Annotated in this window: 22 protein-coding genes and 1 tRNA gene; 14 read left to right on the top strand and 9 right to left on the bottom strand. The window is 56.2% G+C overall.

Annotated features, from left to right (window positions below):
- The 3 genes from GKG36_RS14700 to GKG36_RS08215 all read right to left on the bottom strand — a co-directional run.
- On the bottom strand, positions 1 to 430 hold a 430-nt coding region (locus GKG36_RS14700; protein ID WP_206671180.1), incomplete at its 3' end, for a hypothetical protein.
- Between the two features lie 18 nt (positions 431 to 448).
- Complete coding sequence (locus tag GKG36_RS08220) at positions 449 to 706, bottom strand: hypothetical protein (RefSeq protein WP_223388428.1); 258 nt, start codon at positions 704 to 706, stop codon at positions 449 to 451.
- 9 nt (positions 707 to 715) lie between these two features.
- Positions 716 to 1,381: an HAD family phosphatase gene (locus GKG36_RS08215; protein ID WP_154260162.1), complete on the bottom strand. Its 666-nt coding sequence runs from the start codon at positions 1,379 to 1,381 to the stop codon at positions 716 to 718.
- A gap of 240 nt (positions 1,382 to 1,621) precedes the next feature.
- Between GKG36_RS08215 and GKG36_RS08210 the strand changes: the two genes are divergently transcribed.
- From GKG36_RS08210 to argF, 13 genes are all read left to right on the top strand, one after another.
- A complete protein-coding gene (locus tag GKG36_RS08210) occupies positions 1,622 to 2,698 on the top strand; it encodes a branched-chain amino acid aminotransferase (protein WP_154260160.1) in 1,077 nt (358 codons plus the stop codon).
- A gap of 229 nt (positions 2,699 to 2,927) precedes the next feature.
- Positions 2,928 to 3,698, top strand: coding sequence for an alpha/beta hydrolase-fold protein (locus GKG36_RS08205; RefSeq protein WP_154260159.1), 771 nt, complete (start codon positions 2,928 to 2,930; stop codon positions 3,696 to 3,698).
- Positions 3,699 to 3,719: 21 nt separating this feature from the next.
- Entirely contained in the window at positions 3,720 to 4,478 is a 759-nt protein-coding gene (locus GKG36_RS08200; protein WP_154260157.1) for an alpha/beta hydrolase-fold protein, read from the top strand.
- A 217-nt stretch (positions 4,479 to 4,695) separates the two neighbouring features.
- Positions 4,696 to 6,024 carry an ATP-grasp domain-containing protein gene (locus GKG36_RS08195; protein WP_097781096.1) on the top strand — a complete coding sequence of 443 codons (1,329 nt, stop codon included), beginning with the start codon at positions 4,696 to 4,698 and terminating at the stop codon, positions 6,022 to 6,024.
- Between the two features lie 114 nt (positions 6,025 to 6,138).
- Positions 6,139 to 6,966: an MYG1 family protein gene (locus tag GKG36_RS08190; protein ID WP_154260155.1), complete on the top strand. Its 828-nt coding sequence runs from the start codon at positions 6,139 to 6,141 to the stop codon at positions 6,964 to 6,966.
- A complete protein-coding gene (locus GKG36_RS08185) occupies positions 6,953 to 7,258 on the top strand; it encodes a GIY-YIG nuclease family protein (protein WP_097774509.1) in 306 nt (101 codons plus the stop codon). Before GKG36_RS08190 ends, GKG36_RS08185 begins: the two co-directional genes overlap by 14 nt.
- Before the next feature lie 371 nt (positions 7,259 to 7,629).
- Complete coding sequence (locus tag GKG36_RS08180; RefSeq protein ID WP_154260153.1) at positions 7,630 to 8,862, top strand: argininosuccinate synthase; 1,233 nt, start codon at positions 7,630 to 7,632, stop codon at positions 8,860 to 8,862.
- A gap of 333 nt (positions 8,863 to 9,195) precedes the next feature.
- On the top strand, positions 9,196 to 10,596 hold the full coding sequence (gene argH / locus GKG36_RS08175; RefSeq protein ID WP_097774511.1) for an argininosuccinate lyase: 1,401 nt from the start codon (positions 9,196 to 9,198) through the stop codon (positions 10,594 to 10,596).
- A complete protein-coding gene (argC, locus tag GKG36_RS08170; RefSeq protein WP_154260151.1) occupies positions 10,593 to 11,534 on the top strand; it encodes an N-acetyl-gamma-glutamyl-phosphate reductase in 942 nt (313 codons plus the stop codon). Before argH ends, argC begins: the two co-directional genes overlap by 4 nt.
- Before the next feature lie 168 nt (positions 11,535 to 11,702).
- Positions 11,703 to 12,932: a bifunctional glutamate N-acetyltransferase/amino-acid acetyltransferase ArgJ gene (gene argJ / locus GKG36_RS08165; protein WP_005938553.1), complete on the top strand. Its 1,230-nt coding sequence runs from the start codon at positions 11,703 to 11,705 to the stop codon at positions 12,930 to 12,932.
- Between the two features lie 166 nt (positions 12,933 to 13,098).
- Complete coding sequence (gene argB / locus GKG36_RS08160) at positions 13,099 to 13,953, top strand: acetylglutamate kinase (RefSeq protein ID WP_005938551.1); 855 nt, start codon at positions 13,099 to 13,101, stop codon at positions 13,951 to 13,953.
- A 132-nt stretch (positions 13,954 to 14,085) separates the two neighbouring features.
- Positions 14,086 to 15,288 (top strand): aspartate aminotransferase family protein, encoded by a 1,203-nt coding sequence (locus tag GKG36_RS08155; protein ID WP_005938549.1) that lies wholly within the window; start codon positions 14,086 to 14,088, stop codon positions 15,286 to 15,288.
- Complete coding sequence (argF, locus tag GKG36_RS08150) at positions 15,285 to 16,199, top strand: ornithine carbamoyltransferase (RefSeq protein WP_154260149.1); 915 nt, start codon at positions 15,285 to 15,287, stop codon at positions 16,197 to 16,199. Before GKG36_RS08155 ends, argF begins: the two co-directional genes overlap by 4 nt.
- A gap of 78 nt (positions 16,200 to 16,277) precedes the next feature.
- On the opposite strand, the gene GKG36_RS08145 is transcribed toward argF, so the two are convergent.
- Together GKG36_RS08145 and GKG36_RS08140 are read right to left on the bottom strand one after the other, a co-directional pair.
- Positions 16,278 to 17,915: a DUF262 domain-containing protein gene (locus GKG36_RS08145; RefSeq protein ID WP_154260148.1), complete on the bottom strand. Its 1,638-nt coding sequence runs from the start codon at positions 17,913 to 17,915 to the stop codon at positions 16,278 to 16,280.
- 249 nt (positions 17,916 to 18,164) lie between these two features.
- Entirely contained in the window at positions 18,165 to 19,532 is a 1,368-nt protein-coding gene (locus GKG36_RS08140) for an MATE family efflux transporter (RefSeq protein WP_154260146.1), read from the bottom strand.
- Positions 19,533 to 19,974: 442 nt separating this feature from the next.
- Between GKG36_RS08140 and GKG36_RS08135 the strand changes: the two genes are divergently transcribed.
- A tRNA-Ser gene (locus GKG36_RS08135) sits at positions 19,975 to 20,065 on the top strand.
- A gap of 108 nt (positions 20,066 to 20,173) precedes the next feature.
- Here GKG36_RS08135 and GKG36_RS08130 read toward each other — a convergent pair.
- The 4 genes from GKG36_RS08130 to GKG36_RS08115 all read right to left on the bottom strand — a co-directional run bounded on the left by GKG36_RS08130 (position 20,174) and on the right by GKG36_RS08115 (position 23,728).
- The gene (locus GKG36_RS08130) at positions 20,174 to 21,424 is read right to left on the bottom strand and encodes a site-specific integrase (protein WP_154260144.1); all 1,251 of its coding nucleotides are present in this window, start codon (positions 21,422 to 21,424) and stop codon (positions 20,174 to 20,176) included.
- A 14-nt stretch (positions 21,425 to 21,438) separates the two neighbouring features.
- Positions 21,439 to 21,714, bottom strand: coding sequence for a helix-turn-helix domain-containing protein (locus GKG36_RS08125; RefSeq protein WP_117530179.1), 276 nt, complete (start codon positions 21,712 to 21,714; stop codon positions 21,439 to 21,441).
- A gap of 899 nt (positions 21,715 to 22,613) precedes the next feature.
- The gene (locus tag GKG36_RS08120; protein ID WP_154260142.1) at positions 22,614 to 23,048 is read right to left on the bottom strand and encodes a DUF188 domain-containing protein; all 435 of its coding nucleotides are present in this window, start codon (positions 23,046 to 23,048) and stop codon (positions 22,614 to 22,616) included.
- Positions 23,045 to 23,728, bottom strand: a complete 684-nt coding sequence (locus GKG36_RS08115) for an alpha/beta hydrolase-fold protein (protein WP_347563028.1) — start codon at positions 23,726 to 23,728, stop codon at positions 23,045 to 23,047. Before GKG36_RS08115 ends, GKG36_RS08120 begins: the two co-directional genes overlap by 4 nt.
- Positions 23,729 to 24,092 lie beyond the last annotated feature (364 nt).

The raw sequence follows: 24,092 nt of genomic DNA, 5'->3' as shown, positions 1-24,092 counted from the left end.
AGACCATCACGTTTGAGGAAGCGGCCCAAGCCGCATCAAAGGAAAATGGTTCGGATTTGGATTGCTTTACTGCACCAAGAATCCCCGACACACTTTCGTGTGCCGGGGATTCTTTTTGCGCGATCGGGAGGATTCGAACAGCAACGACGACGACCGCAGCCTGCGGCTGAAACAGGGAGGAGTTGTTGGGGCCGCGTTCTGATTTTTCAAAGCCCTGCCAAGGGGCTGCGGAAAAATCAGCTAACGCAACCCGTTGCTGTTGCTTAGCCCGCGGGTCCCAACGCGTAGGAATGTCTACCGTGGAAGCTGTGGATCGAAAGATTTCATGGCTTTTTTGTTTTGTAAGCCATGGCTGCACGGTTTCTGCACGGTTTTTGCACGGTCGGTGTTTTCCATGTCCGATGATGTAGGGCGCTGTATTGCATTGCAATCAGTGCCCTTTTTTGCATCAGGTGAGCAGGGCTAAGCGGAGCTTTGCCTTCATTTCCGGGTCGGCATCCTTGAGCAATTCCAAAAGAGCCGTCATGGAGATGGTGGGTTCGCCTGCGGCGGGTACAGCCTGCGGGCTGGGGGTGTCGGGCTTGGCATAGAAGCCGCTTTCAAACTTCTTGCCCAGCTCCACACGGGAGGACTGCTGGATAAGGCGGGCAAAGACTTCCTTGAGGATGTTCTCCGCTTTTTTTAGCGTGAAAATGTAAAAGACCACCTGTATATTTCAGGCTTTGGAAAGAAGCTTCCCCTCCTCCAGCATCTTTTTCACCTCGTGCAGGTCTTTGCACTCGGCGGTGTACAGACGGCGCATCTCGTCGTCGGCGGGGGCAAGGTCCGGCACCATCACGGTGACAAAGCCGCCCCGCGCACCGGCCCGCACGCCGTTGTAGCTGTCCTCCAGCACCAGCGTTTCAGCCGGGGTGGTGCCCAGCGCCTTGGCCGCGGTGAGAAAGATCTCCGGGTCGGGCTTTGACGAGGTGAACTGCTCGCCGGAAATAAGGGCCTGAAAGTGATCGGTCATGTGCCAGTTGTTGAGGTGCCGCAGGATGGATGCCATCCGGCTGGAGGAAGCCACCACCATGGGAATGTGCTGCGCTTCCAGATAGGCGATGAGTTCATCCAGACCCGGCTTTTTGGGCGGCGGCGCCTGAAAGGCCGTCTCTGCCTGCGCGTGCAGGGCATCCATGATGGCATCGGCGTCGCAGTCCGGGCCGTAGAAGCGGCGCAGCACGGCCCGCATGGAATCGCCTGCCGAGCCGCGCGCGGCAGCGTCCAGCCCTTCCTTATAAGGAAGACCCAGTGTGGCCAGTGCGGGCTTCCACAGGGTGGTCCAGATGCGCTCGGTGTCGAACATCAGCCCGTCCATATCAAAAATAACACCTTTTATCATTGTGCAAAAGCTCCTTTCTGAGCCTGTAAGATCCGGCTTATGCCCTCATTGTATCATATTTTGGGCAGTTTGCACATGGAAAAGCAGGCAATTTAGCGCAACTTAACCTGTCCAAAGATGAAAGATTTTTCGTTTCCTTGTAAATCACATTCATATTATTATAATAGAAAACAACATTCGGTGTTTGCGGGCGCATTTTCATTCGCTGCGCCCGAGATCAGGAAAGAGGGAAAATAAATCATGTTGGATATCGAGATCACCCGTACCACTGCTCCGAAGGCAAAGCCTGACGAGAGCAATCTGGGTTTTGGCAAGAAGTTCACCGACCATATGTTCGTGATGGATTACACCGAGGGCGAAGGCTGGCACGATGCCCGCATTGTCCCCTACGGCCCCTTTGAACTGGACCCGGCTACTGTCGTGTTCCACTACGCTCAGGAGATCTTTGAGGGCATGAAGGCATACCGCACGGCCGATGATACCGTCCAGCTGTTCCGCCCGGACTGCAACGCAAAGCGTTTCCAGGACTCCGCCGACCGTCTGTGCATCCCCAAGATCCCTGTGGAGGACTACATTCAGGCCGTTGAAACTCTGGTGGACGTGGACCGTGACTGGGTGCCCCATTCCGACGGTGCTTCCCTGTATATCCGTCCCTTCGTGTTTGCAAACGACGTGGGTCTGGGCGTGCACGCTTCCAAGCACTACATTTTCTGCATCATCTGCGCTCCCTCGGGCGCTTACTATGCCGAGGGCATCAACCCCGTCCGCATCTATGTTGAAGACGAGTACATCCGTGCCGCTCCCGGCCTGACCGGCTTCACCAAGTGCGGCGGCAACTATGCTGCTTCCATCAAAGCCGGTGAGCTGGCCGAGGAGCAGGGCTACGCACAGGTGCTGTGGCTGGACGGCGTGGAGAAGAAGTACGTCGAGGAAGTTGGCAGCATGAACATCATGTTCAAGATCGACGGCAAGGTGTACACCGCTGCTACCGTCGGCACCGTTCTGCCCGGCGTTACCCGCCGCAGCTGCATCGAGCTGCTGAAGGACTGGGGCTATGAGGTCGTCGAGGGCAAGATCGCCATTGCCGACATCATGGCTGCTGCCCGCGAAGGCAAGCTGGAAGAGGTGTTCGGCACCGGTACCGCCGCTGTCGTCTCCCCCGTCAAGGAGCTGGTCTGGAAGGGCGAGCACGCCTACATCGGCGACGGCAAGATCGGCCCTGTCACCCAGAAGCTGTACGACACCATGACCGGTATGCAGTGGGGCAAGATCCCCGATACCAAGGGCTGGATCGTGCCTGTTGAGAAAAAGAACTGATCCCGATTCTCCGGAGAGAACCTTTTTATTCAGAATAGCAGCAAACGCCGCCAGGCCTCCGCTCGGCGGCGTTTGCCGTATATTAGGATAACGTCCTCGCCCTCTCCGTCAAACCTCCAAAATTTCCCGGCGCAATTGCTTTCTGTGCCCTGCAGTGCTAAACTGAAAACAGAACAGCGGCCTGCATTGCGGCAGGCCATGTGCAGGAAAGATTGAGAGGAATGGACCCATGGTCAAAAAATGGAGCGTGAGCTACCCTGCCGTCAACGGCACCGAGCAGCGCAGAGTATATGTTTATCTGCCCACGATGTATGAAGCTGACCCCGACCGCCGGTATCCGGTGCTGTATATGTTCGACGGTCAGAACGTCTTTTTTGACGAGGATGCCACCTTTGGCAAAAGCTGGGGCATGGCCGATTATCTGGACTACACCGACACCCCGCTGATCGTGGCGGCGGTGGAGTGCAACGCCGGAGCCAACAACGAACGGCTGGTGGAGTATTCGCCCTACCGGTTCGACGACCCGCAGTTCGGCCACTTCGACGGCACGGGTCAGGCCACCATGAGCTGGTATATCCACCGGTTCAAACCCTTCATCGACCGCAACTTCCGCACCCTGCCCGACCGGGAGCACACCTTTATCGGCGGCAGCAGCATGGGCGGCCTGATGAGCCTGTACGCCCTTTTGCAGTACAACGACACTTTCAGCCGTGCGGCGGCGCTGTCGCCGTCCATCTGGGTGTCGCCGGAAAAGCTTTCCGGCCTTGTGGGCCGCGCAAAGCTGGAGCCGGGCACCGTGCTGTACATGGACTACGGCTCCCGCGAGATGGGCAACCACGAGGGCATGCGCCGCGGCTTTGCCGAGATGTGCAGCAAGGTACTGACCCGGGGCATCCACCTCACCAGCCGCATCGTGCCCGGCGGCACCCACAGCGAAGCCAGCTGGGAAAAACAGCTGCCCTTTATGTTCCATACTCTGATGTATGAGGTGGAGGAGTAAACCCTAAAAGGAGGAAACACCATGGAAATGCAGTATTTCAAGGATTACAGTCCGGCGCTGGGCCGCGACATGGAGTGCAAGATCTACGGCCACGCAGGCCGCCCGATGCTGTACATCCCCTGTCAGGATGGCCGCTTCTTCGATTTTGAGAACTTCCACATGGCCGACACCCTTGCCCCATGGATCGATGCTGGTAAGATCATGGTGATCTCCATTGATACCATGGACAAGGAGACCTGGTCCGACACGCAGGGCGACCCTTATTGGCGCATCCGCCGCTATGAGCAGTGGCTGCGCTATATCGTGGAGGAGGCTGTGCCCAAGATCCAGTATATGGCCAAGGAGCGCAACGGCTGGGACGACCTGCCCGGTGTCATTGCCTTTGGCTGCAGTCTGGGCGCTACCCATGCGGTCAACCTGTACCTGCGCCGCCCGGATGTGTTCTGCGGCTGTCTGGCCCTCAGCGGCATCTACACGGCCCACTATGGCTTCGGCAATTATATGGACGAGCTGGTGTACATGAACTCGCCCGTGGACTACATGAAGAACTTCCCGGAGGATCACCCCTACATGCAGCTGTTCCGCAGCCAGAAGGCGGTCATCTGCTGCGGTCAGGGCGACTGGGAGCAGCCGGACACCACATGGTTCCTCAAGCGCATCTTCGAGGCCAAGAACATCCCCATCTGGGTAGACCTGTGGGGCCACGATGTGAACCACGACTGGAACTGGTGGTATAAGCAGACTGCATATTACATGCCGTATATTCTGGGCGAGCAGTAAAACAAACCCTCTCAGGCGCTGACGCGCCAGCTCTCCCGAAGGGCGAGCTTTGATGCATCTGACGGTTTGCAGCAAATAAGCTCCCCCTTCGGGGGAGCTGGCATCGCGCAGCGATGACTGAGAGGGACGCCTCCCTCCCGGAGGGAGCTGGCACGGCGGAGCCGTGACGGAGGGAGTTTTTATAGAGGTTTATAGAGGAAAGAGGAATCGTAAAACCATGCAGAATTTCATTTTTATTTCGCCCAACTTCCCCACCAACTACTGGCAGTTCTGCCATGAGCTGAAAAACAACGGCATGAATGTGCTGGGCATCGGCGACCAGCCCTACGATGAGCTGAAGCCGGAGCTGAAGGACAGCCTGAACGAGTACTACAAGGTGGGCAGTCTGGAAAACTACGACGAGGTCTACCGCGCCGTGGCCTTCTTTGCCTTCAAGTATGGCCGCATCGACTGGCTGGAGTCCAACAATGAATATTGGCTGGAGCGGGACGCAGCCCTGCGCACCGATTTCCACATCACCTCCGGCTTCCAGACCTCCGATATGCCCCGCATCAAGTACAAGAGCAAGATGAAGGAGTATTACCAGAAGGCCGGCATCGCCACCGCACGCTACCACATGGTGGACGATTACGAGGGCTGCCGGAAGTTCATCGACGAGGTGGGCTACCCGGTGGTGGTAAAGCCGGATAACGGCGTGGGCGCATCCGATACCCACAAGCTGTCCAGCGACGAGGACCTGAAAAAGTTCCTCGTGCAGAAGACGGCCCATCACCCGGATGTGGAGTACATCATGGAGGAGTTCGTCCGGGCCGAGGTGAACAGCTACGATGCCATCATCGATGCCAACGGCAACCCCATCTTTGAGGCCGGCAACGTGAGCCCCATGTCCATCATGGATATCGTCAACGACAACGACAACTCCATCTACTACATCATCAAGGACCTGCCCGAGGACACCCGCGCTGCAGGCCGTGCCGCCGTCAAGAGCTTTGGCGTGAAGAGCCGCTTCATCCACTTTGAGTTCTTCCGCATGACCGAGAATCAGGCCGGTATGGGCAAAAAGGGCCAGATCGTGGCACTGGAAGTCAACATGCGCCCCTGCGGCGGCTTTACCCCGGATATGATCAACTTTGCCCGCTCCACCAACGTGTATAAGATCTGGGCGGACATGATCGCCTTTGGCGGCACCGATATGCCGGTGGGCGAGCACTTCTACTGCCCGTTTGCAGGCCGCCGCGACGGCAAGCACTTTGTGTACAGCCACGAGCAGATCATGCAGAAGTACCAGCAGAACATGCGCATGGTGGACCGCATGCCGGACGCGCTGAGCGGCGCCATGGGCAACCAGATGTACGTTGCCACCTTCTCCACCCGCGAGGGCATGGAGCAGTTCTACGCCGACGTGCTGGCCACCACCGATGCCACGAATGCCGCAGCTCAGAAGGAACTGAGCAGCATTCTGGCTCTGGGCGAGCCGGAGACCACCCCGGCGGAAAAGCCCGCCGCTCCTGCCGCTAAAAAGGCACGCACCACAAAGAAAAAGTAAGAATACGCTCAAAAAGCCCCGGAATGGCGTGCCCGTTCCGGGGCTTTTCGTTGTCCCTTTCTGCAAAGTGTGCTATACTGTTGCCAGACATTTTATTGGGAACGAGGTACATCTATGAAAATTCCTGCAAACGGCTTCACCCACGCCGGCAAGTTCCACGCCGACGATGTGTTTGCCACTGCCCTGCTGCAAATTTTGCGCCCGGACATTAAGATCACCCGCGGCTTTGTGGTGCCGGATGATTTTGACGGCATCGTGTACGATGTGGGCTTTGGTATGTTCGACCACCATCAGGAGCCGCGGGAGTGCCGCCCCAATGGCGTGCCCTATGCGGCCCTCGGCCTGCTGTGGCGGGTGCTCGGCCCCGGCCTTGTGGGTGAGCGTCAGGCCCGGCTCATTGACGAGAACTTCATCCAGCCGCTGGACCTCAACGATAACACCGGCGAGCAGAACAGCCTGTGCGATGCCATTGGCTTTTTTAACCCGGTGTGGGACTCCAGGGAGGATCAGGACACCTGCTTTTTCAAGGCGGTGGCCGTGGCAAAGCAGATCTTGGAAAACCAGATCGCCAGCGCCAACGCCGTGAACCGCGCCGACGAAAAGGTGCAGCAGGCTTACAAAAACTCCCGGGACGGCATCGTGGTGCTGCCCTGCTATCTGCCGTGGAAGAACGGCCTGTACAAGACGGACGCGTTGTTCGTGGTTTACCCCAGCCAGCGCGGCGGCTGGAGCGCCCAGTGTGTCACCGACCACAAGACCAAACGCCCCAAGCTGCCCTTCCCCCAGAGCTGGGCCGGCCAGCCGCAGGAGGTCATTGAGCAGAAGAGCGGCATCCCGGGCATCAGCTTCTGCCACGCCAGCCGCTTCCTCATCACGGCCAAGGATAAGGAAACTGCCCTTGCCGCCTGCCGTCAGGTGTTAAAGAACAATGGCCGCATCTGAGCCGTGCGCCCGGCCAAAGCCCGCCTTTGTGTATATGGTGCGGTGTACCGGCGGTACGCTGTACACCGGCTGGACCACCGACCCTGCCGCCCGCCTGCGCGCCCACCAGAGCGGACGCGGCGCAAAGTACACCCGTGCCAGAGGGGCCGGGGGTTTTGCCTATCTGGAACTGTGCGCGGATAAACGCGCCGCCCTGCGGCGGGAGTATGCCCTCAAGCAGCTGCCCAAGGCCCAGAAGGAACTGCTGTGCCGCGCATGGAGCGCGGCGGGCGGGCCATTTTCCGGCGCATAAAGCGAAAACGAAACCCGGGACTCTTTCAGGGCCAGACGGCTCACAAAAGGGTCCCGGGCTTTTTGTTTTTGCGGTGTGAATTCTTTCCGTGTGCTGTAGTCCGCACATGCCCCGGGCGGGATGCATGTGCCCCGAATATATACTGCGCAAATGCATAAAATATGAATATATTCTGCAAATAATGCATAAAGATGCAACATGAACGAAAAACGGGTGCCGGAAGCAAAAAAGGTTTGTATGGTTTTGTTATTGACGAAAAAACAGCGCGGCGTATAATAAAAGCATCAACCGAAACGCAACGGAAGAGGATGCGAAGGGAAAGTGCGCATCAGAAGACAAAAGTGTATTTTTATGAAAAAGGAGCGTCACCTATGAAAAAGGAAAACATCAAAAAAGTCGTGCTGGCATACTCCGGCGGTCTGGACACCTCCATCATCATTCCCTGGCTGAAGGAAAACTACAACAACTGCGAGGTCGTCGCTGTCTCCGGTGACGTGGGTCAGGGCACCGAGCTGGACGGTCTGGAAGAAAAGGCCAAGGCGACCGGCGCTTCCAAGCTGTACGTGCTGGACCTGAAGAAGGACTTTGTGGAGAACTACATCTTCCCCACCCTGAAGTTCGGCGCGAAGTACGAAGATTACCTGCTGGGCACCAGCTTTGCACGTCCCTGCATCGCCAAGGCTCTGGCGGATATCGCCATCAAGGAAGGTGCAGATGCCATCTGCCACGGCTGCACCGGCAAGGGCAATGATCAGGTGCGTTTTGAGCTGACCCTCAAGGCCCTGTGCCCCGATATGGCCATCATTGCTCCGTGGCGTGAGTGGGATATCAAGAGCCGTGACGAGGAGATCGACTACGCCGAGGCTCACCACATCCCCCTGAAGATCAACCGCGAGACCAACTACTCCAAGGACAAGAACCTGTGGCACCTGAGCCACGAGGGCCTCGATCTGGAAAGCCCCGCCAACGAGCCCCAGTACAACAAGCCCGGTTTCCTGGAGCTGGGCATCAGCCCCGAGCAGGCTCCCGATAAGCCCACCTATGTGACCATCCACTTTGAAAAGGGCATCCCCACCGCCGTGGACGGCAAGGAGATGGGCGCTGTGGAGCTGGTGGAGCACCTGAACAAGCTGGGCGGCGAGAACGGCATCGGCCTGCTGGATATCGTGGAGAACCGTCTGGTGGGCATGAAGAGCCGCGGTGTGTATGAGACCCCCGGCGGTGCCATCCTGTACAAGGCCATCAATGTTCTGGAGACCATCACTCTGGATAAGGAGAGCTCTCACTTCAAGGCTCAGCTGGCCCAGAAGTATGCCGATATCGTTTACAACGGCCAGTGGTTCACCCCGCTGCGCGAGGCTCTGGACGCCTTTGCCGACAGTCTGGAAAAGACCGTGACCGGCGATGTGAAGCTGAAGCTCTACAAGGGCAACATGATCAACGCAGGTGTCACCTCTCCGTACACCCTGTACGACGAGCAGACCGCTTCCTTCGGCGAGGACGAGGACTACAATCAGGCTGATGCAACAGGCTTCATCAACCTGTTCGGCCTGTCCATCAAGGAGCACGCAAAGCTGTCCAAGAACTGGCCGGAGGTCAAGTAAGCAGTTGTAATATCTTCCCTTTCGTGTGTTTTCACACTTTCACACGGAAGTTCCATCCAACCGGCATCGTTGCCGGCGGCACCGCCGCAGGAGCGTTTTCCCCTGCGGCGGCTTTGCCGTTTTTAGAAGAAATTGACGAACCCTCTCAGTCAAACCCTGACGGGTTTGCCAGCTCTCCCGAAGGGCGAGCTTTATGCGCAGTTCGGCAAAGCCGTTCTTCAAGTGGGGAAGCTCTTGCTTTTCGCAGGCAGAAGAAAAGCTCCCCCCTTGGGGGAGCTGGCACGGCGCAAGCCGTGACTGAGAGGGTTTGGACATAAAGTAAAGGATAAAACTATGGCAGAACAACTCTGGAAGGGCCGTTTTTCCAAGGCCGTGGATTCCCGCGTGAACGACTTCAACTCCTCCATCCGCTTCGATCAGCGCATGATCGCGCAGGATATGCGCGGCAGCGGCGTGCACGCCGCCATGCTGGCAAAGCAGGGCATCATCTCGGAAAAGGACTGTGAGGACATCCTCAACGGTCTGGCTTCCATCGCCGATGATCTGGCAGCCGGCAGGCTGGAGATCGACCCGGGCGCCGAGGATGTGCACACCTTTGTGGAGCAGACCCTCACCGCCCGCATCGGCGATGCGGGCAAGCGGCTGCACACCGGCCGCAGCCGCAACGATCAGGTGGCGCTGGATATCCGCCTGACCCTGCGGGACTACAGCCACACCCTGCAGGCCTACATTGTGGAGCTCATCAAGGTCATCTGCAAAAAGGCCGGTGAGAACACCACCGCCGTCATGCCCGGCTACACCCATCTGCAGCGTGCCCAGCCCATCACCTTTGGCCACGCCCTGATGGCATATGCATCCATGCTGCTGCGCGACCTGCAGCGCTTTGAGGATGCCACCGCCCGCATGGACGCACAGTGCCCGCTGGGCAGCGGCGCGCTGGCTGGCACCACCTACCCGCTGGACCGCCAGTTCACCGCCGAAAAGCTGGGCTTTGCGGCTCCCTGTGCCAACAGTCTGGACGGCGTGTCCGACCGCGATTTCTGCATCGAGCTGGCCAATGCCATCTCCATCTGCATGATGCACCTGTCCCGGCTTTCCGAGGAGATCATCCTCTGGTGCAGCTGGGAGTTCAAGTTCATTGAGCTGGACGATGCCTTTACCACCGGCTCTTCCATCATGCCGCAGAAGAAGAACCCGGATGTTACCGAGCTGATCCGCGGCAAGACCGGCCGCGTCTACGGCGACCTGAACACCCTGCTGGTGATGATGAAGGGCATTCCCCTCGCCTACAACAAGGACATGCAGGAAGATAAGGAAGCTATCTTCGACGCAGTGGATACGCTGGAGCTGTGCCTGAAGACGGTCACTCCCATGCTGGATACCATGAAGACCATTCCGGCCAACATGCGCCGCGCCGCCGCCAAGGGCTTTATCAACGCCACCGACTGCGCCGACTACCTCACCAAGAAGGGAATGCCCTTCCGCGATGCCTACAAGCTGACCGGCTGCATGGTGTCGGACTGCATCGCAAAGGACAAGACCCTTGAAGAGCTGACCCTCGACGAGTTCAAGGGCTACAGCGCTCTGTTCGAGAACGATATCTACGATGCCATTGATCTGGTCAAGTGCTGCGAGGGCCGCACCAGCTACGGCGGCCCCAGCGAAGCCAGCGTGAACAACCAGATCGCACTGGCAAACGCACAGCTGGATGCGTGGGAGGAAAAGAACGCATGAGCGTGAAAGTTTTTATTGATGGCTCTTCCGGCACCACCGGCCTGCGCATTGCCGACCGTCTGGCACAACGCCCGGAGATCGAGCTGCTTTCCATTTCCGCAGAGGGCCGCAAGGATGTGAACGAGCGTGCGAAGGTGATCAACTCTGCCGACCTCGCCTTCCTCTGCCTGCCGGATGCCGCTTCCAAAGAGGTCATGCCCCTGCTGCGCCCGGACGTGAAGGTGCTGGACACCTCCACCGCCTTCCGCACCGATGCCGCATGGGACTACGGCTTCCCGGAGCTGGCGGGCCAGAAGGAAAAAATCAAAAATTCCTGCCGCGTGGCAGTGCCCGGCTGCTATGCCAGCGGCTTTATCAGCATCGCCCGCCCGCTGGTGGAGCTGGGCCTTGCACCGGCAGAGTATCCCTTCAGCTGCACCGGCATCTCCGGCTACTCCGGCGGCGGCAAAAAGATGATCGCCGAGTACGAGAGCGCTGATCGCCCGGTGCACAGCAAGCTGGATGCACCCAAGAGCTACGGTCTGGGCCTTGCCCATAAGCACCTGCCGGAAATGCAGAAGATCAGCGGCCTTGCCCACACCCCCATGTTCGTGCCCGTGGTGTGCGATTACTACTGCGGCATGCAGGTGCTGGTGCCGCTGGATCTGACGCTGGCGGGCAGCACCGCCGAACAGGTGGCCGAGGGCATTGCGGCATATTACAAGGATGCTGCCACCGTCAAGGTGCACGCTCTGAACGAAGCCCTGCCGGAGAACGGCCTGTACTCCAATGCCATGGCCGGTACCGACCGCATGGAGCTGTACATGACCGTGAACGCTGCAGGCGACCAGATGATGCTGGTCTCCCTGTTTGATAATCTGGGCAAAGGCTCTTCCGGCGCGGCCGTCCAGTGCATGAACCTGATGCTGGGGCTGGAAGAGACCAAAGGGTTGGAATAAAAAAGAAAACCCTCTCAGTCACCTGACGGTGACAGCTCCCCCGAAGGGGGAGCTTTTGGCAAAAAGATAAGGTTTCCCTCTTGCTGAAAAGCTCCCCCTTTTGGGGGAGCTGGCAATGCCGCAAGGCATTGACTGAGAGGGTTCGTCCTGTGGGAAAGGAAGATCATTATGCAGTATCAAGAAGTTGCGGGCGGCATCTGCGCGCCCAAGGGCTTTGCAGCGGCTGGCGTGCACTGCGGCATCCGCGCAAACCATGCAGAAAAATACGATCTGGCACTCATCAAAGCGGACGTGCGCTGCGCCGCCGCCGGTGTGTACACCACCAACAAGGTCTGCGGCGCACCCATCAAGGTGGACCGCGCCCACCTGAAGGACGGCTACGCACAGGCGATCATCGTGAACAGCGGCAACGCCAACACCTGCGCCGCCAACGGCGTGGCTCTGGCCGAAGAATGCTGTGAGCTGGTGGGCAAGGAGCTGGGCATCGACCCGCAGGACGTTCTGCCCGCTTCCACCGGTGTCATCGGTCAGCCCATGGTCATCGACCCCTTTGCCCGGGGCATCCCTGCCGCCGCCGCAAAGCTGGCTGCGGACGAGCAGGGCAGCACCGATGCTGCCACCGCCATCATGACCACCGATACCCACAAAAAGGAATACGCCATCCAGTTCGAGCTGGGCGGCAAGACCTGCACGGTGGGTGCCATTGGCAAGGGCAGCGGCATGATCGCCCCCAATATGGCAACCATGCTGGCGTTCTACACCACCGATGCGGCGGTGTCCCCCATCCTGCTGGAAAAGGCCCTCAAGACCGTGGTGCCCGGCACCTACAACCAGATGAGCGTGGATCTGGATACTTCCACCAACGATACCTTGATCATCATGGCTTCCGGCCTTGCAGGCAACCCGGAGATCTGCGAGGAGAACGCGGACTACGAAGCCTTTGTTGCCGCGCTCACCGCCATTGCCGAGCACATGTGTGCCGAGCACGCCGGTGACGGCGAGGGTGCCACCCACCTCATCACCTGCGAAGTGACCCACGCCCCCGACCTGAAGACCGCCCGTGCCGTCAGCCGCAGCGTGGTGTGCTCCAACCTGTTCAAGGCCGCAGTGTTCGGCCGCGATGCCAACTGGGGTCGCATCCTGTGCGCCATCGGCTACACCCCCGGCGATTTCTCTATTGATAAGGTCTGCGTGTGGCTTTCCAGCAAGGCCGGTGAGGTGTATGTGTGCGAAAACGCCGCCTACCACCCCTACAGCGAGGACGAAGCCGCCAAGGTGCTGGCTGAGCACGATGTGCTGGTCAAGGTGGACATGGGCACCGGCGATGCATCCGCAAAGGCATGGGGCTGCGATCTGACCTACGATTACGTCAAGATCAACGGCGACTACCGCACCTGATAACCCTCTCAGGCGCTGCGCGCCAGCTCCCCCGAAGGGGGAGCTTAAAACGAACGACAAGCAGCTGATTTTATGAAATAAAGTGACCCGTCCGGCAAAAGCTCCCCCTCTCGGGGGAGCTGGCAATGCCGCAAGGCATTGACTGAGAGGGTTCAGAGGAAATCTTATGAAAAACGAAGAAATGGCGCGCCTTTTCTCTGAGGCGACACCCTACATCCAGAAGTATCACGGAAAGACCATGGTGGTAAAGTACGGCGGCAATGCCATGATCAACGAAGAACTGAAAAATGCCGTCATGAACGATCTGGTCACCCTTACCCTGCTGGGTGTGCGCGTGGTGCTGGTGCACGGCGGCGGCCCGGCCATCAACGAGATGCTGAAGAAAGTGGGCGTGGAGAGCCATTTCGCAAACGGTCTGCGCGTGACTGACGATGCCACCATGGAGATCGTGCAGCAGGTGCTGGCCGGTAAGGTGAACAAGGATCTGGTGGCAAAGCTGCGCGGCCGCGGCGTGGGCCTGTGCGGCATGGACGGCCAGATGCTGCGCTGCACCGAGCTGGACCCCCAGCTGGGCCATGTGGGCGAGATCGTGCATGTGGACGCTACCCTGATCGCAAGCCTGCTGGACGGCGGCTTCATCCCCGTGATCGCCACGGTGGGCATGGACGATCTGGGTCAGGCCTACAACGTGAACGCCGACACCGCCGCTGCGCAAATCGCGATTGCGCTGAAAGCGGAGAAGCTGGTATCCATGACCGATATCGCGGGCCTGCTGCGGGATAAGGACGACGAGAGCACCCTCATCCCCGAGGTGGAGGTGTCCGAGATCGAGGGCTATAAGTCCGCCGGCATCATTGCGGGCGGCATGATCCCCAAGATCGGCGGCATGGCCGATGCCATCTATCAGGGCGTGCACGAGGCGGTCATCATCGATGGCCGCGTGCCCCACTCCATCCTGCTGGAGCTGTTCTCCAACCGCGGCTCCGGCACCCGCTTTTACCGCCGCAGCCACCGCGAATAAGCATTGCGCAGGTGCCGTGCAGGCGGTATAATAAGAAAAATGACCCTCTCAAGCCTTTGCCAGCATTTTCTGGCGCGAAAGCGCCTGAGAGGGTTTTCTGTTCACAGTTTCTGTTCACAGGAGGGTACACCTATGGATTCTGAAAAAGTCATCAAGCGGGACAACGAATACGTCCTGCACACCTATAACCGCAACCCTATTGTGCTGGAAAAAGGCCACGGCCTGCGCGCCGCAGGCCCCGAGGGCCAGCAGTATCTGGATTTTACCAGCGGCATTGGCGTGAACAGCCTTGGCTACTGTGATCTGGACTGGGCCGAGGCCGTCTCGGAGCAGGCCCACAAGCTGCAGCATACCTCTAACCTTTACTACACCGCGCCCTGCGGCAAGCTGGCCAAAAAGCTGTGCAAGCGCACCGGCATGAGCAAGGTGTTCTTCGGCAACTCCGGTGCCGAGGCCAACGAGGGTGCCATTAAGGCCGCGCGCAAGTACAGCGTGGACCACTACCGCAAGGACCGCACCACGGTCATCACGCTGGTGAACAGCTTCCACGGCCGTACCATCGCCACCCTGACCGCCACCGGTCAGGAGGTGTTCCACAACTACTTCGGCCCCTTCAACGAGGGCTTCCTGTATGCTCCGGCAGGCGATATCGAAGCGCTGGAGGAGCTGGTGGACCGCACAACCTGCGCCGTGATGCTGGAACTCATTCAGGGCGAGGGCGGTGTGATGGCGCTGGACCCGGACTACGTGCAGGCCGTGCGCAAGCTCTGCGACGAAAAAGACCTTGTGCTCATCGTGGACGAGGTGCAGACCGGCGTGGGCCGCACCGGCACCTTCCTGTGCTGCGAGCACTACAACCTCAAGCCGGACGTGGTCACGCTGGCCAAGGGTCTGGGCGGCGGCCTGCCCATCGGCGCAGTGCTGATGAACGAAAAGGTAGCCGAGGGCATGGGCCCCGGCACCCATGGCTCCACCTTCGGCGGCAACCCGGTGGTCTGCGCCGGTGCCAACGTGGTGGTGGACCGCATGGACCAGAGCTTCCTTGCCAATGTCAACGAGCGCGCCGTCCAGCTGCGCGCAGGCATCGCAAAGCTGCCCCATGTCAAGAGCATTTCCGGCATCGGCCTGATGGTGGGCATCGAGTTCTACGACCTCAAGGCCGCAGATGTGCTGGCCGCCTGCCGCGAAGCGGGCCTGCTGGTGCTGACAGCCAAGACCCGCCTGCGCCTGCTGCCGCCGCTGACCCTCAGCGAGCACGATGTGGACATGGCGCTGGAGATCCTGAGCGATGTGCTGGGCAAGATGGAGCCGACGGCTCCGAAGGAGCAGGCATGAAAAATCTGCTGAAAATGAGCGACCTCTCCCCTGCCGAGCTGACCCACATTCTGGATGTGGCCGATCAACTCAAGGCACAGCAGAAGCTGGGTGGCACGGCCCCGCTGCTGGCAGGAAAGACGGTTGCCCTGATGTTCTCCAAGGCATCCACCCGAACCCGCACCAGCTTTGAGGTGGGTGTGTACCAGCTGGGCGGTCTGGGCAACTACATGAACACCGCCGAGCTGCAGGCCGGGCGCGGCGAGCCCCTCAAGGACACCGCCCGGGTGCTGGGCCGCTACTACGACTGCGTGGTGTGGCGCACCTACCGCCAGAGCGATCTGGAAGAGTTTGCCGAGCTGGCCGGTGTGCCGGTGATCAACGGCCTGACGGATTACGCCCATCCCTGCCAGGTTCTGGCCGACCTGATGACCATTCGGGAGCGCCGGGGCAGCCTTGCGGGCCGGAAGCTCTGCTTTGTCGGCGACGGCAGCAGCATGGCAAACAGCCTCATCGTGGGCGGACTGCTGGCTGGGATGCAGGTCACCTGCGTCTGCCCGCAGAGCTACCGCCCGGCGGCGGATGTGCTGATGTTCGCCCATAAGTACGGCAGCGCCTTCCACCTGACCGCAGACCCTGCCGATGGTATTCAGGATGCCGACGTGGTGGCAACGGCTGTGTGGAACACCGCCAAGCCCGGCACGCCGGAAAGTGAGCAGCGCCTGCGGGATTTTGTGGGCTTCCAGCTCACCGGCAAGCTGCTGGAAAGCGCAAAGCCCGATGTCATGGTGCTGCACTGCCTGCCCGCCCACCGGGGTGAGGAGATCTCCTCGGCGGTGTTCGAGCAGCACGCACCGGAAATCTTCGATGAAGCCGAGAACCGCCTGCACGTGCAGAAAGCCGTGCTGGCCATTCTGCTGGCGGGGAAATAAAACCGGAATAAAAAACAACGCGGCTCCCTTTTCATGTATGGGGGCCGCGTTGTTTTATTGATTGAATAGAAAAGTTGTTTAATGGATGTGCCAGATTATGAGTGCATAATCCGAAAAATATTTTTGACGGATATCAATATCATCGGGAACGATCCATTTTGTGCGCGGAGTACCATCGCTGCAGGTGCACAGCGATTTATTAAGGTCAATTTTTGATTTGGCATATTCTGACACTTTAATTGGAAAAACCTCATTGGAAATCTGGATATTCAGCTTTCCGCTTAAAAGCGTGAGGTTTCCCAACCGCCAAAGATACTCATTGTGAGTATCTTCCGGGATTTTCCATTTACTGTTTTCAATTGGCATTACATGTTCGATGTGAACATCGCTGTTGTTGAGATTCAATTCATCTGTTGGAGATAATTGTTTGTTGATTTTTCTCAGGATATAGCGAATAATTTCACGGTTGGAACCTGACCAGGTATTGAAAGCAGCAGTGAACTCATCGTCTGGGACAATTGATTTTCGGATTTCTTTACAGATGGCGGTAACGGAATTTAGATCACCGTAAATCCGGAGAGCGATCTCAGAAAAGAATCGTTCACCGGTGTTGGCAACCTTTCCGCAGATTGTAAAATTACGAAAAACATAGACTTCAATGGTTTCGGCGACGGTCAAGAGGTCTTTTTCAGAATAGGATTCTTTCGCCTGTTTCATTGCAAGCAAAATCGGGTAAAAAGTTTTGGCCTTGAGGATTTTGAGATTCTTTAGACAAGAGATCAATTTATCGTCTGTAAAATCAACGTTTTCCTCCGGAAATGCAATGTCATGGTAGAATTGAGAACAATTTTCAAGACTATCGAGAAAAGCTGACACATCAGCAGGGGTCTTGATGAATTTTACGATTTCCCGGTATAAGTCGTTTTTGCGAATGAATTTATGAGAAGAGTTCCAATAATGTCGGATATAATTGGTTGTATCAATTTTATCCAGGTTGTCTACAATGGAATTCCATTTTTTCTGAGTGTCATCCACATCTTTTGACTTGCTGAAAACAAAATTTTTGAGTAAATCTGCTGTTTCAAGGTCTTTTCCGCGAGCATTCAACGTTTCAAAAATGATAAAAGCTTCTTCCAGCTTGGTGGCCTCAATATACATGACTTTGAACCGCTCGAAGAAGGCCTCGAAGTATCGGTTAAGGCAATCCATTTTCTTGGAAGTATCGGAAGCGTCCTGGCAGTGCGAATCAAGATATTCATAAATAGTCTTGAATGCTTTTCGGATTCTTTCCCAGGACTTTTTCGTTTCTTTGGAATCAGACGGCTGTCTAGCAGTTATGGTTTGAATAAAGTAAGGATTATCCGCTTCACTAAGGATGAGATGAAGGCTTTTTTCCTCATCAGAGTATTCTCCTACATAATTGGACAATAGAACTTCCTTTTTTGATGCAGGATGATATTGAGTGGTAAAATATAGATTTTCGTACAAAAGCTGAAGAGAGTGCACAAAAATCATGGATGTAATTGTGCGCTGCTGCCCATCAATAATGAATTTTGTTTGGGAGTCCTCATCATTGTGAACTACGATCTGCCCGAAAAAGTGAATGGTGCTCGGATTGGCACAGGTATCCTCCAGATCATTCAGAAAATCCTGAATTTCATTTTCCTCCCAGGAATATTCCCGCTGATAATTTGGAATGGAATATTGACCATCCAAAAGGTTTTCATGGGTTCAATTGCATAGTTTTGCAGGGCCATGATATCGGAGCCTCCCTTTTGATGTAAATGCGAATTACTTGAAAATAGTATATCACATGGAACATGTTTCGTCAGCTGGATAATTGCGAAAAACAAAAGATTACATAGTGTTACAGAATGATGCAAGGTTTATGATAGGTGGGCTGATATCAGATACAAGCTAAAAGGATTTTGATGGGGTTGATAACTGTGCAGAAAAAGCTCTTTGTCAGATTCTTGCCGCACCGCGGTCGAGGATCTTATCGAACCGGGCAAAGAAGGTGATGGTGGTGATGGTGGCGGCCAGAATGTCGCTGACCGGCTCGGCCAGAAACACGCCGAACACCGGGTTCGGCAGCAGGTGCGGCAGGATGAAGATGAGGGGGATCAGCAGGATGATCTTGCGCAGGCAGGCCAGCAGCAGGCTGACCTTAGCCTGCCCCAGCGCCATAAAGCTCTGCTGGCAGGCGATCTGGAAGCCCATGGCAAAAATGCCCGCCATGTAAATGCGCATGGCCCACGTGGTGTACTGGATCAGTGCGGTGTCCGAGGTGAAAATGCCCGCCACCGCGCCGGGAAACAGCATCATCAACAGCCAGAACAAGCAGGTGTAGGCCCCGCACAGCGTCAGCTGAAAACGGAAGGCTTCCTTGACGCGGGCCTTCTTGCCTGCGCCGAAGTTGAAGCTCATCACCGGCTGTCCGCCCTGACAGATGCCCTGAATGGGCAGCGTGCACAGCTGGGATGCGCTGGTGATGACGGTCATGGCACCCACAGCCACATCGCCGCCGTACCGCGCCAGACTGGAGCTGAAGCTGATGGAAAGCAGGCTTTCGGTGGAGAGCATCACAAACGAGGAGATGCCCAGCGCCAGCACCGGCAGAATGATCTGCTTTTCCGGGCGCAGGTAGTCTCTGCGCAGGCGCAGGATGGTCTTTTTGCCGGTGAGAAAGCGGATGATCCATGCCGCGCCCACGGCCTGACTGAGCACCGTGGCAATGGCCGCGCCCCGCACGCCCAGCCCGAACCCGAAGATCAGGATGGGGTCGAGGATAATGTTGATCACCGCGCCGATCACGGTGGTAAGCATACTGGTCTTGGCAAAGCCCTGCGTGGTGATAAAGGGGTTCATGCCCAGCACCACCAGCACGAACACCGAGCCTGCAATGTAGATGCGGCTGTAGCTCAGGGCGTACGGCAGGGTGGCATCGCTGGCACCGAACAGCCGCAGCAGTACCGGTGCCCCGACATAGAAGCAGATGGTCAGCACCACCGAAAAGAGCAGCAGCATGGTAAAGCTGTTGGAGATGATCTTTTCTGCCTGTTTCTTGTCGCCCTGTCCCAGAGCAATGGCGGTGCGCGGCGCGCCGCCCGCGCCCACCAGCATGGCAAAAGCGTTCAGCAGCATCAGAATGGGTGTGAACAGCCCCACGCCGGTCAGCGCTGCCGCGCCAATGCCCGCAATGTGGCCGATGTAAATGCGGTCCACGATGTTATACAGCAGGTTCACCACCTGCGCCACCACGGCGGGGATCATGAGCTGCAGCATCAGCTTTTTGATGCTGCCGGTGCCCATATCTTGTTTTGCCTGTGCCATTGGAATGCTCTCCTCTGTACTTCAAATTTGAAAAATATCGTTCCTATTATACTCGGCTCCCGCCCAAAAGAACAGCCTTTTTTGCAAAGAAACCGCGCTTTCTGCCCCAAAAACGCAAAACGGCACGGCTGCGTATGGCTTGCAGCCGTGCCGTGCCGTAACGGGAGAAAAGTGTTGACGGAAAACCGCTTTTTTGCTATACTGTAAAGGCTAATATATGGAGATGTATCGAAGCGGTCGTAACGAGAACGACTCGAAATCCAAGTGGATGCTTCGCCGGATGTCTCCATATCACACGAGGGAACGTCAATTTTGATGTCCTGACAGGCTTCAAAGCCTGTCTGAACGATGCGTTTTCTAACAATATTCTAACAGCAACTGTTCCAAGTTTCAAGGCCGATTTGCGATATACAAATCGTAAATTTGCCATGAAAATATACTTGGAGATGTATCGAAGCGGTCGTAACGAGAACGACTCGAAATCGTTTTGTCCTTAATCGGGCACGTGGGTTCGAATCCCACCATCTCCGCCAGAAGTCGCAGATTCAAACGAACCTGCGACTTTTTCTTTTGCATCAAGCAAAGAAAGACCGCTTTTTCCTCATCACAGTATGCTTTATACATGAACGATAAATCCATAATTACTTGGGGAGTTTGGATTCTCCCAAAAGGTTCGCAATGACCCCAGCAGACCCCTGTTTGCTTTTGTAATCGAGATGTGCGTAGATGTCAGCGGTGGTAGAAAAGGTGCTGTGCCCCAGCCATTCCTGAACCTGCTTCATGGATACGCCGTTCATCACCATCAGGCTGGCGCAGCTGTGGCGCAGATCGTGGAAACGGATGTGCTTCAGCCCGTACTTGGTCAGCAACCAGTCGAAGTGCTCCGTCACGAAGTTCGGGCGGATCAGCTTGCCTTCCTGATCGGTGCAGACGAAATCCAGATACTCAGTGCTGTAGCTCTTCTTGAACAGCTTGCGGTAAAGCTGCTGCTTTTCCTTCTGCTTCAGAAGTTCTTCTTCCACAGCCGGGATCAGCGGCAGGGTGCGGCAGCTGGTCTTGTTCTTCATCACATCGCTGACCACAGGAACGTACTTGCCGTTCACCAACTGTTCCGTCACCTTGTGATTGATGGTGATGGACTTGCGCTCAAAGTCGATAGACGACCACTTCAACCCCAGCACCTCGCTGCGGCGCAGACCGTAGTAGGCCGTGATGAGGATGCACAGATGCAGGGGGTCATCCTGCGATACTTCAAGCAGCTGCTGGACTTCATCCTTGGAGTAGAAGTTGGGATGGAAGCTGTTCTTCTTCGGGCGGTCAACTTTCAGCATCGGGTTGGTTTCCAGATAATCCTTGCGGACGGCATCCTTGAACGCTTTGCCGAAGATGGCGTGGTAGTGAATGACCGTGTTGGTGGTGTAGCCCTCCAGCAAGATCTTCTCCTGAAACTCATCCAGCACCTGCGGTGTGACCTCGCACAGCTTCAAGCCCAGCGGTTCAAAATACTGCGTGATACGCCCGGTGATCATCCGATTGTAGCTGATAAAGGTTGCAGGCTGAATGGATGCCTTATGGACTTGCACCCACTCGTTGAGATAGTCCAGAAACAGCATCTCCGACTTGTTGACGGGTTGGAGGGGCAGCGGCAGGGGCTTGGCGGTTTTAGCATCTACTTTTTCGTAGGCTCCGCCCCGCCCTGTGGGCAGCTCCCCAGTCTCATCATAGTGGAGCAATACTTCCCGGAGCATGGATTCCGCCTTGCGCTTGTTGCCCCGGACGGTCAGACCTGTGGAGATCCACTTGATCTTCCGCTTACCGTTGGCATCATAAAGATTGACCACGAAATAGAAACGTCCATTTTTCTCTTGGACAGACCCTGTAGTTTTCATCATAAACCTCCTTTGGGTTAACAGGCGTGCTGTCCGTTGCTGCACCCACAGCATACCACATCCAGCGGCGGATTTCCAGCCGGGAAGGTGCTCTGTCCGGTGAGCAGGAACTCAATCACGCTCAGCTTCGGGATACGGTAGGTGCGGCCGATTTTAAGCGCAAACAGGCGGCGGGAACGGATCAGTTCCCCGACCGTGTGGCGGTTCAGACCAAGCATCTCCGCAGCCTGCTGAAGACTGACGGCATCGGGGTAACCGGGAAACATCTGGGAATAGGCATCGTTAAACTTCATAGGCACTCCTTCTGCATAAGTAGTTTAAGGTCAAAAAGTGTGTCATCCTTTGCAGCAAGGCTGCGTTCAGGTGACAATGTAAAGAGAGCTGACAGCAGTTTCAACTCTCGCATCGCAGATAGACTTGCAGCCCATCTGCGTCAATATGATATAGGTCTCCCATATTCGCCCTCGGCACCCTAGGAGTGGGGAATCGTCCGGCAGCGGATTCACACCGCACCATTGGCATTTCAGCCACCCCGTCTTCGTTATGACCGGGCTGCGAGTTACAGAAGTACCTTTTGTGAAGTACCGGACGATTGAACTATTCACTTGTCAAGGAACGTATGGAAGATTTCTGGACTTTGATGGACGAAAAACATCCTTCTACTTGGTAGCCGATGAAAAAGGCCATTTCGTAGCATTGAAAGCAATTTTGTAAACAAAACGTAATAATAGTCCGAGAATGGTCTTGAAAAAGATGCCCTACACTTGGTAGGCATCGAGAACGCCTGTTTCATAGCATCGAAGGGAAAATTGTAATTGAGTTGTAATTCTTGAGGCCGAATCTCCACTTTTGAAAAAGTCCTCTCACTTGGTAGCCGACGAAAAAGACCAAAAGAAACCATCTTTTTGAGAATTAACAAAAAGGTCACAAATGACTGACCTTCAAAGAAGCGTTTCTACTATTAACAGAAAAAGCGGCCTAAAATGGGGGGTGTTGACGCTGATTTTTTGCCTTCATTGAAGGTTGAGAGCGTTCCCTCACTTGGTAGGCATCGAGAAAGGCTCGTTGACAACCTTTATTTGAAAATTAACAGAAAGTTAACAAAGTAAGATGCGCTGAACAAGAAACAACCGCCGCTCACTCCGGGAAAGAGTGAGTGGCGGTTGCAATATCAAATTTTTGATTCAGAAAATCAGATGCTCGCTAAAATATCTGTCAGTGTGGCGACAAATGCTTCATCCTGCTCCTTCGTCCGCTTTGGGCTCCCCTTGGGATTCTTTCCGGCACGGAGGAGTTTTTTGTTTTCATAACGCCGCAGCATGAGAGCGTCTATGTTGTCGGCGGTGTATTCCAAACCGTTCTGGTTCAGCACCCGGGCGCACTTGGCAAGGCACATACTCGCCAGCCCGTAGTCCTGCGTCACAACCACATCTCCCGGTTTTACCCGGTTGACGAGAGCAAAATCCACGCTGTCAGCTCCTTTGTCGAACACCAACGTCTGCGCACCTTCTCGCTCGATTTGGTGAGAGGTGTCGCACAGGATGATGATCGAGATGCCGAACCGCTTTGCAATTTGCAACGTCAGATCGACGACCGGGCAGCCGTCTGCATCGATCAAAATATTCATCGGCTTTCCTCCATCACCCACCGAAATGCTCTTGCGGTACGCAAATCGGCGTCTTTGAAATGCCCGCCGCTGTTCCATTCAAAGGTGCAGTCTGCACCGCGCGCTATAAGCTGACTGTGCAGAGTGCGGATATTATCCCCCACCACAGCCATGACAGCGCTTTTCGTGTGTTCTTCCTTGTCGCCAAGGCTCAGATAAATGTGCTGCGTCTGTATCGGGCGCTGTTGTTCAAACTCCATCCAGCCCGGAAACCATACAGAGGGCGAGGCGGCGGCGACACCGTAGAACAAATCAGTCTGGGTGGATGCCCACAGCGCAAACAACCCGGCCAGCGAGTAGCCGCCCAGAATGATTTTGACGTTTTCCGGGAGATCAAACTGTTGTTTCAGTGACGGAATGACCTGCTCTGTCAGAAAGCGCAGGGTGTCCGCCGCATTGCCGCCAAAGCTTTCTTTGCCCCACACCGCAGGGGCTTCCCACGGAGAAAGTGCATCATTCCAACTTTCCACGGGAATTGCCGCAAACAGAAAATTCCGGCTGCTTTGCGCGATCATTGCCACTTCATGGTCCATACTCTGCAGTTCGTGTTCGCCGGTCATTTGGAGCAGTAGGTATTCTGCATAGGCTTCGCCGCAAATGCGGCAAGGTCTGTTCCCGATTTGCATTGTCTGTGCGGTCATTGCGGCGTCCTCCCGAAAAAACTTTGATAAGCCCAGTATAGCAACTGAAAAATTATTTTGCAATTCAAAAGGCTTTCATAGCCGTAGCAAGCAGTGTCTTCGTATATACAAAGACCATTTTGCGTTGCAAAATGCTTGTTGGGAAATCCCAAACCCTTGAACTGCATCCGACGGATGCAGGCTACGCGTTTTTGCAAAACGCTCTTTCAGCACTCCACAGGAGTGCGCAGCCATCACGGAACGTGATGTTCATAGGGACTGGGATTGCATCCCAACAAGCAGAACCCGCACGGCAAATTTTCAATGCCGTGCGGGTTTTGGCCTTTGTGCGCACAAAGGCACTGCTTGCGGGAGAAAACATCCC

It is taken from the genome of Faecalibacterium sp. BIOML-A1, assembly GCF_009679715.1.
In the GTDB taxonomy this organism is placed as follows: Bacteria; Bacillota; Clostridia; order Oscillospirales; family Ruminococcaceae; genus Faecalibacterium; species Faecalibacterium taiwanense.
This window is presented reverse-complemented; position numbering and strand designations above follow the sequence as displayed.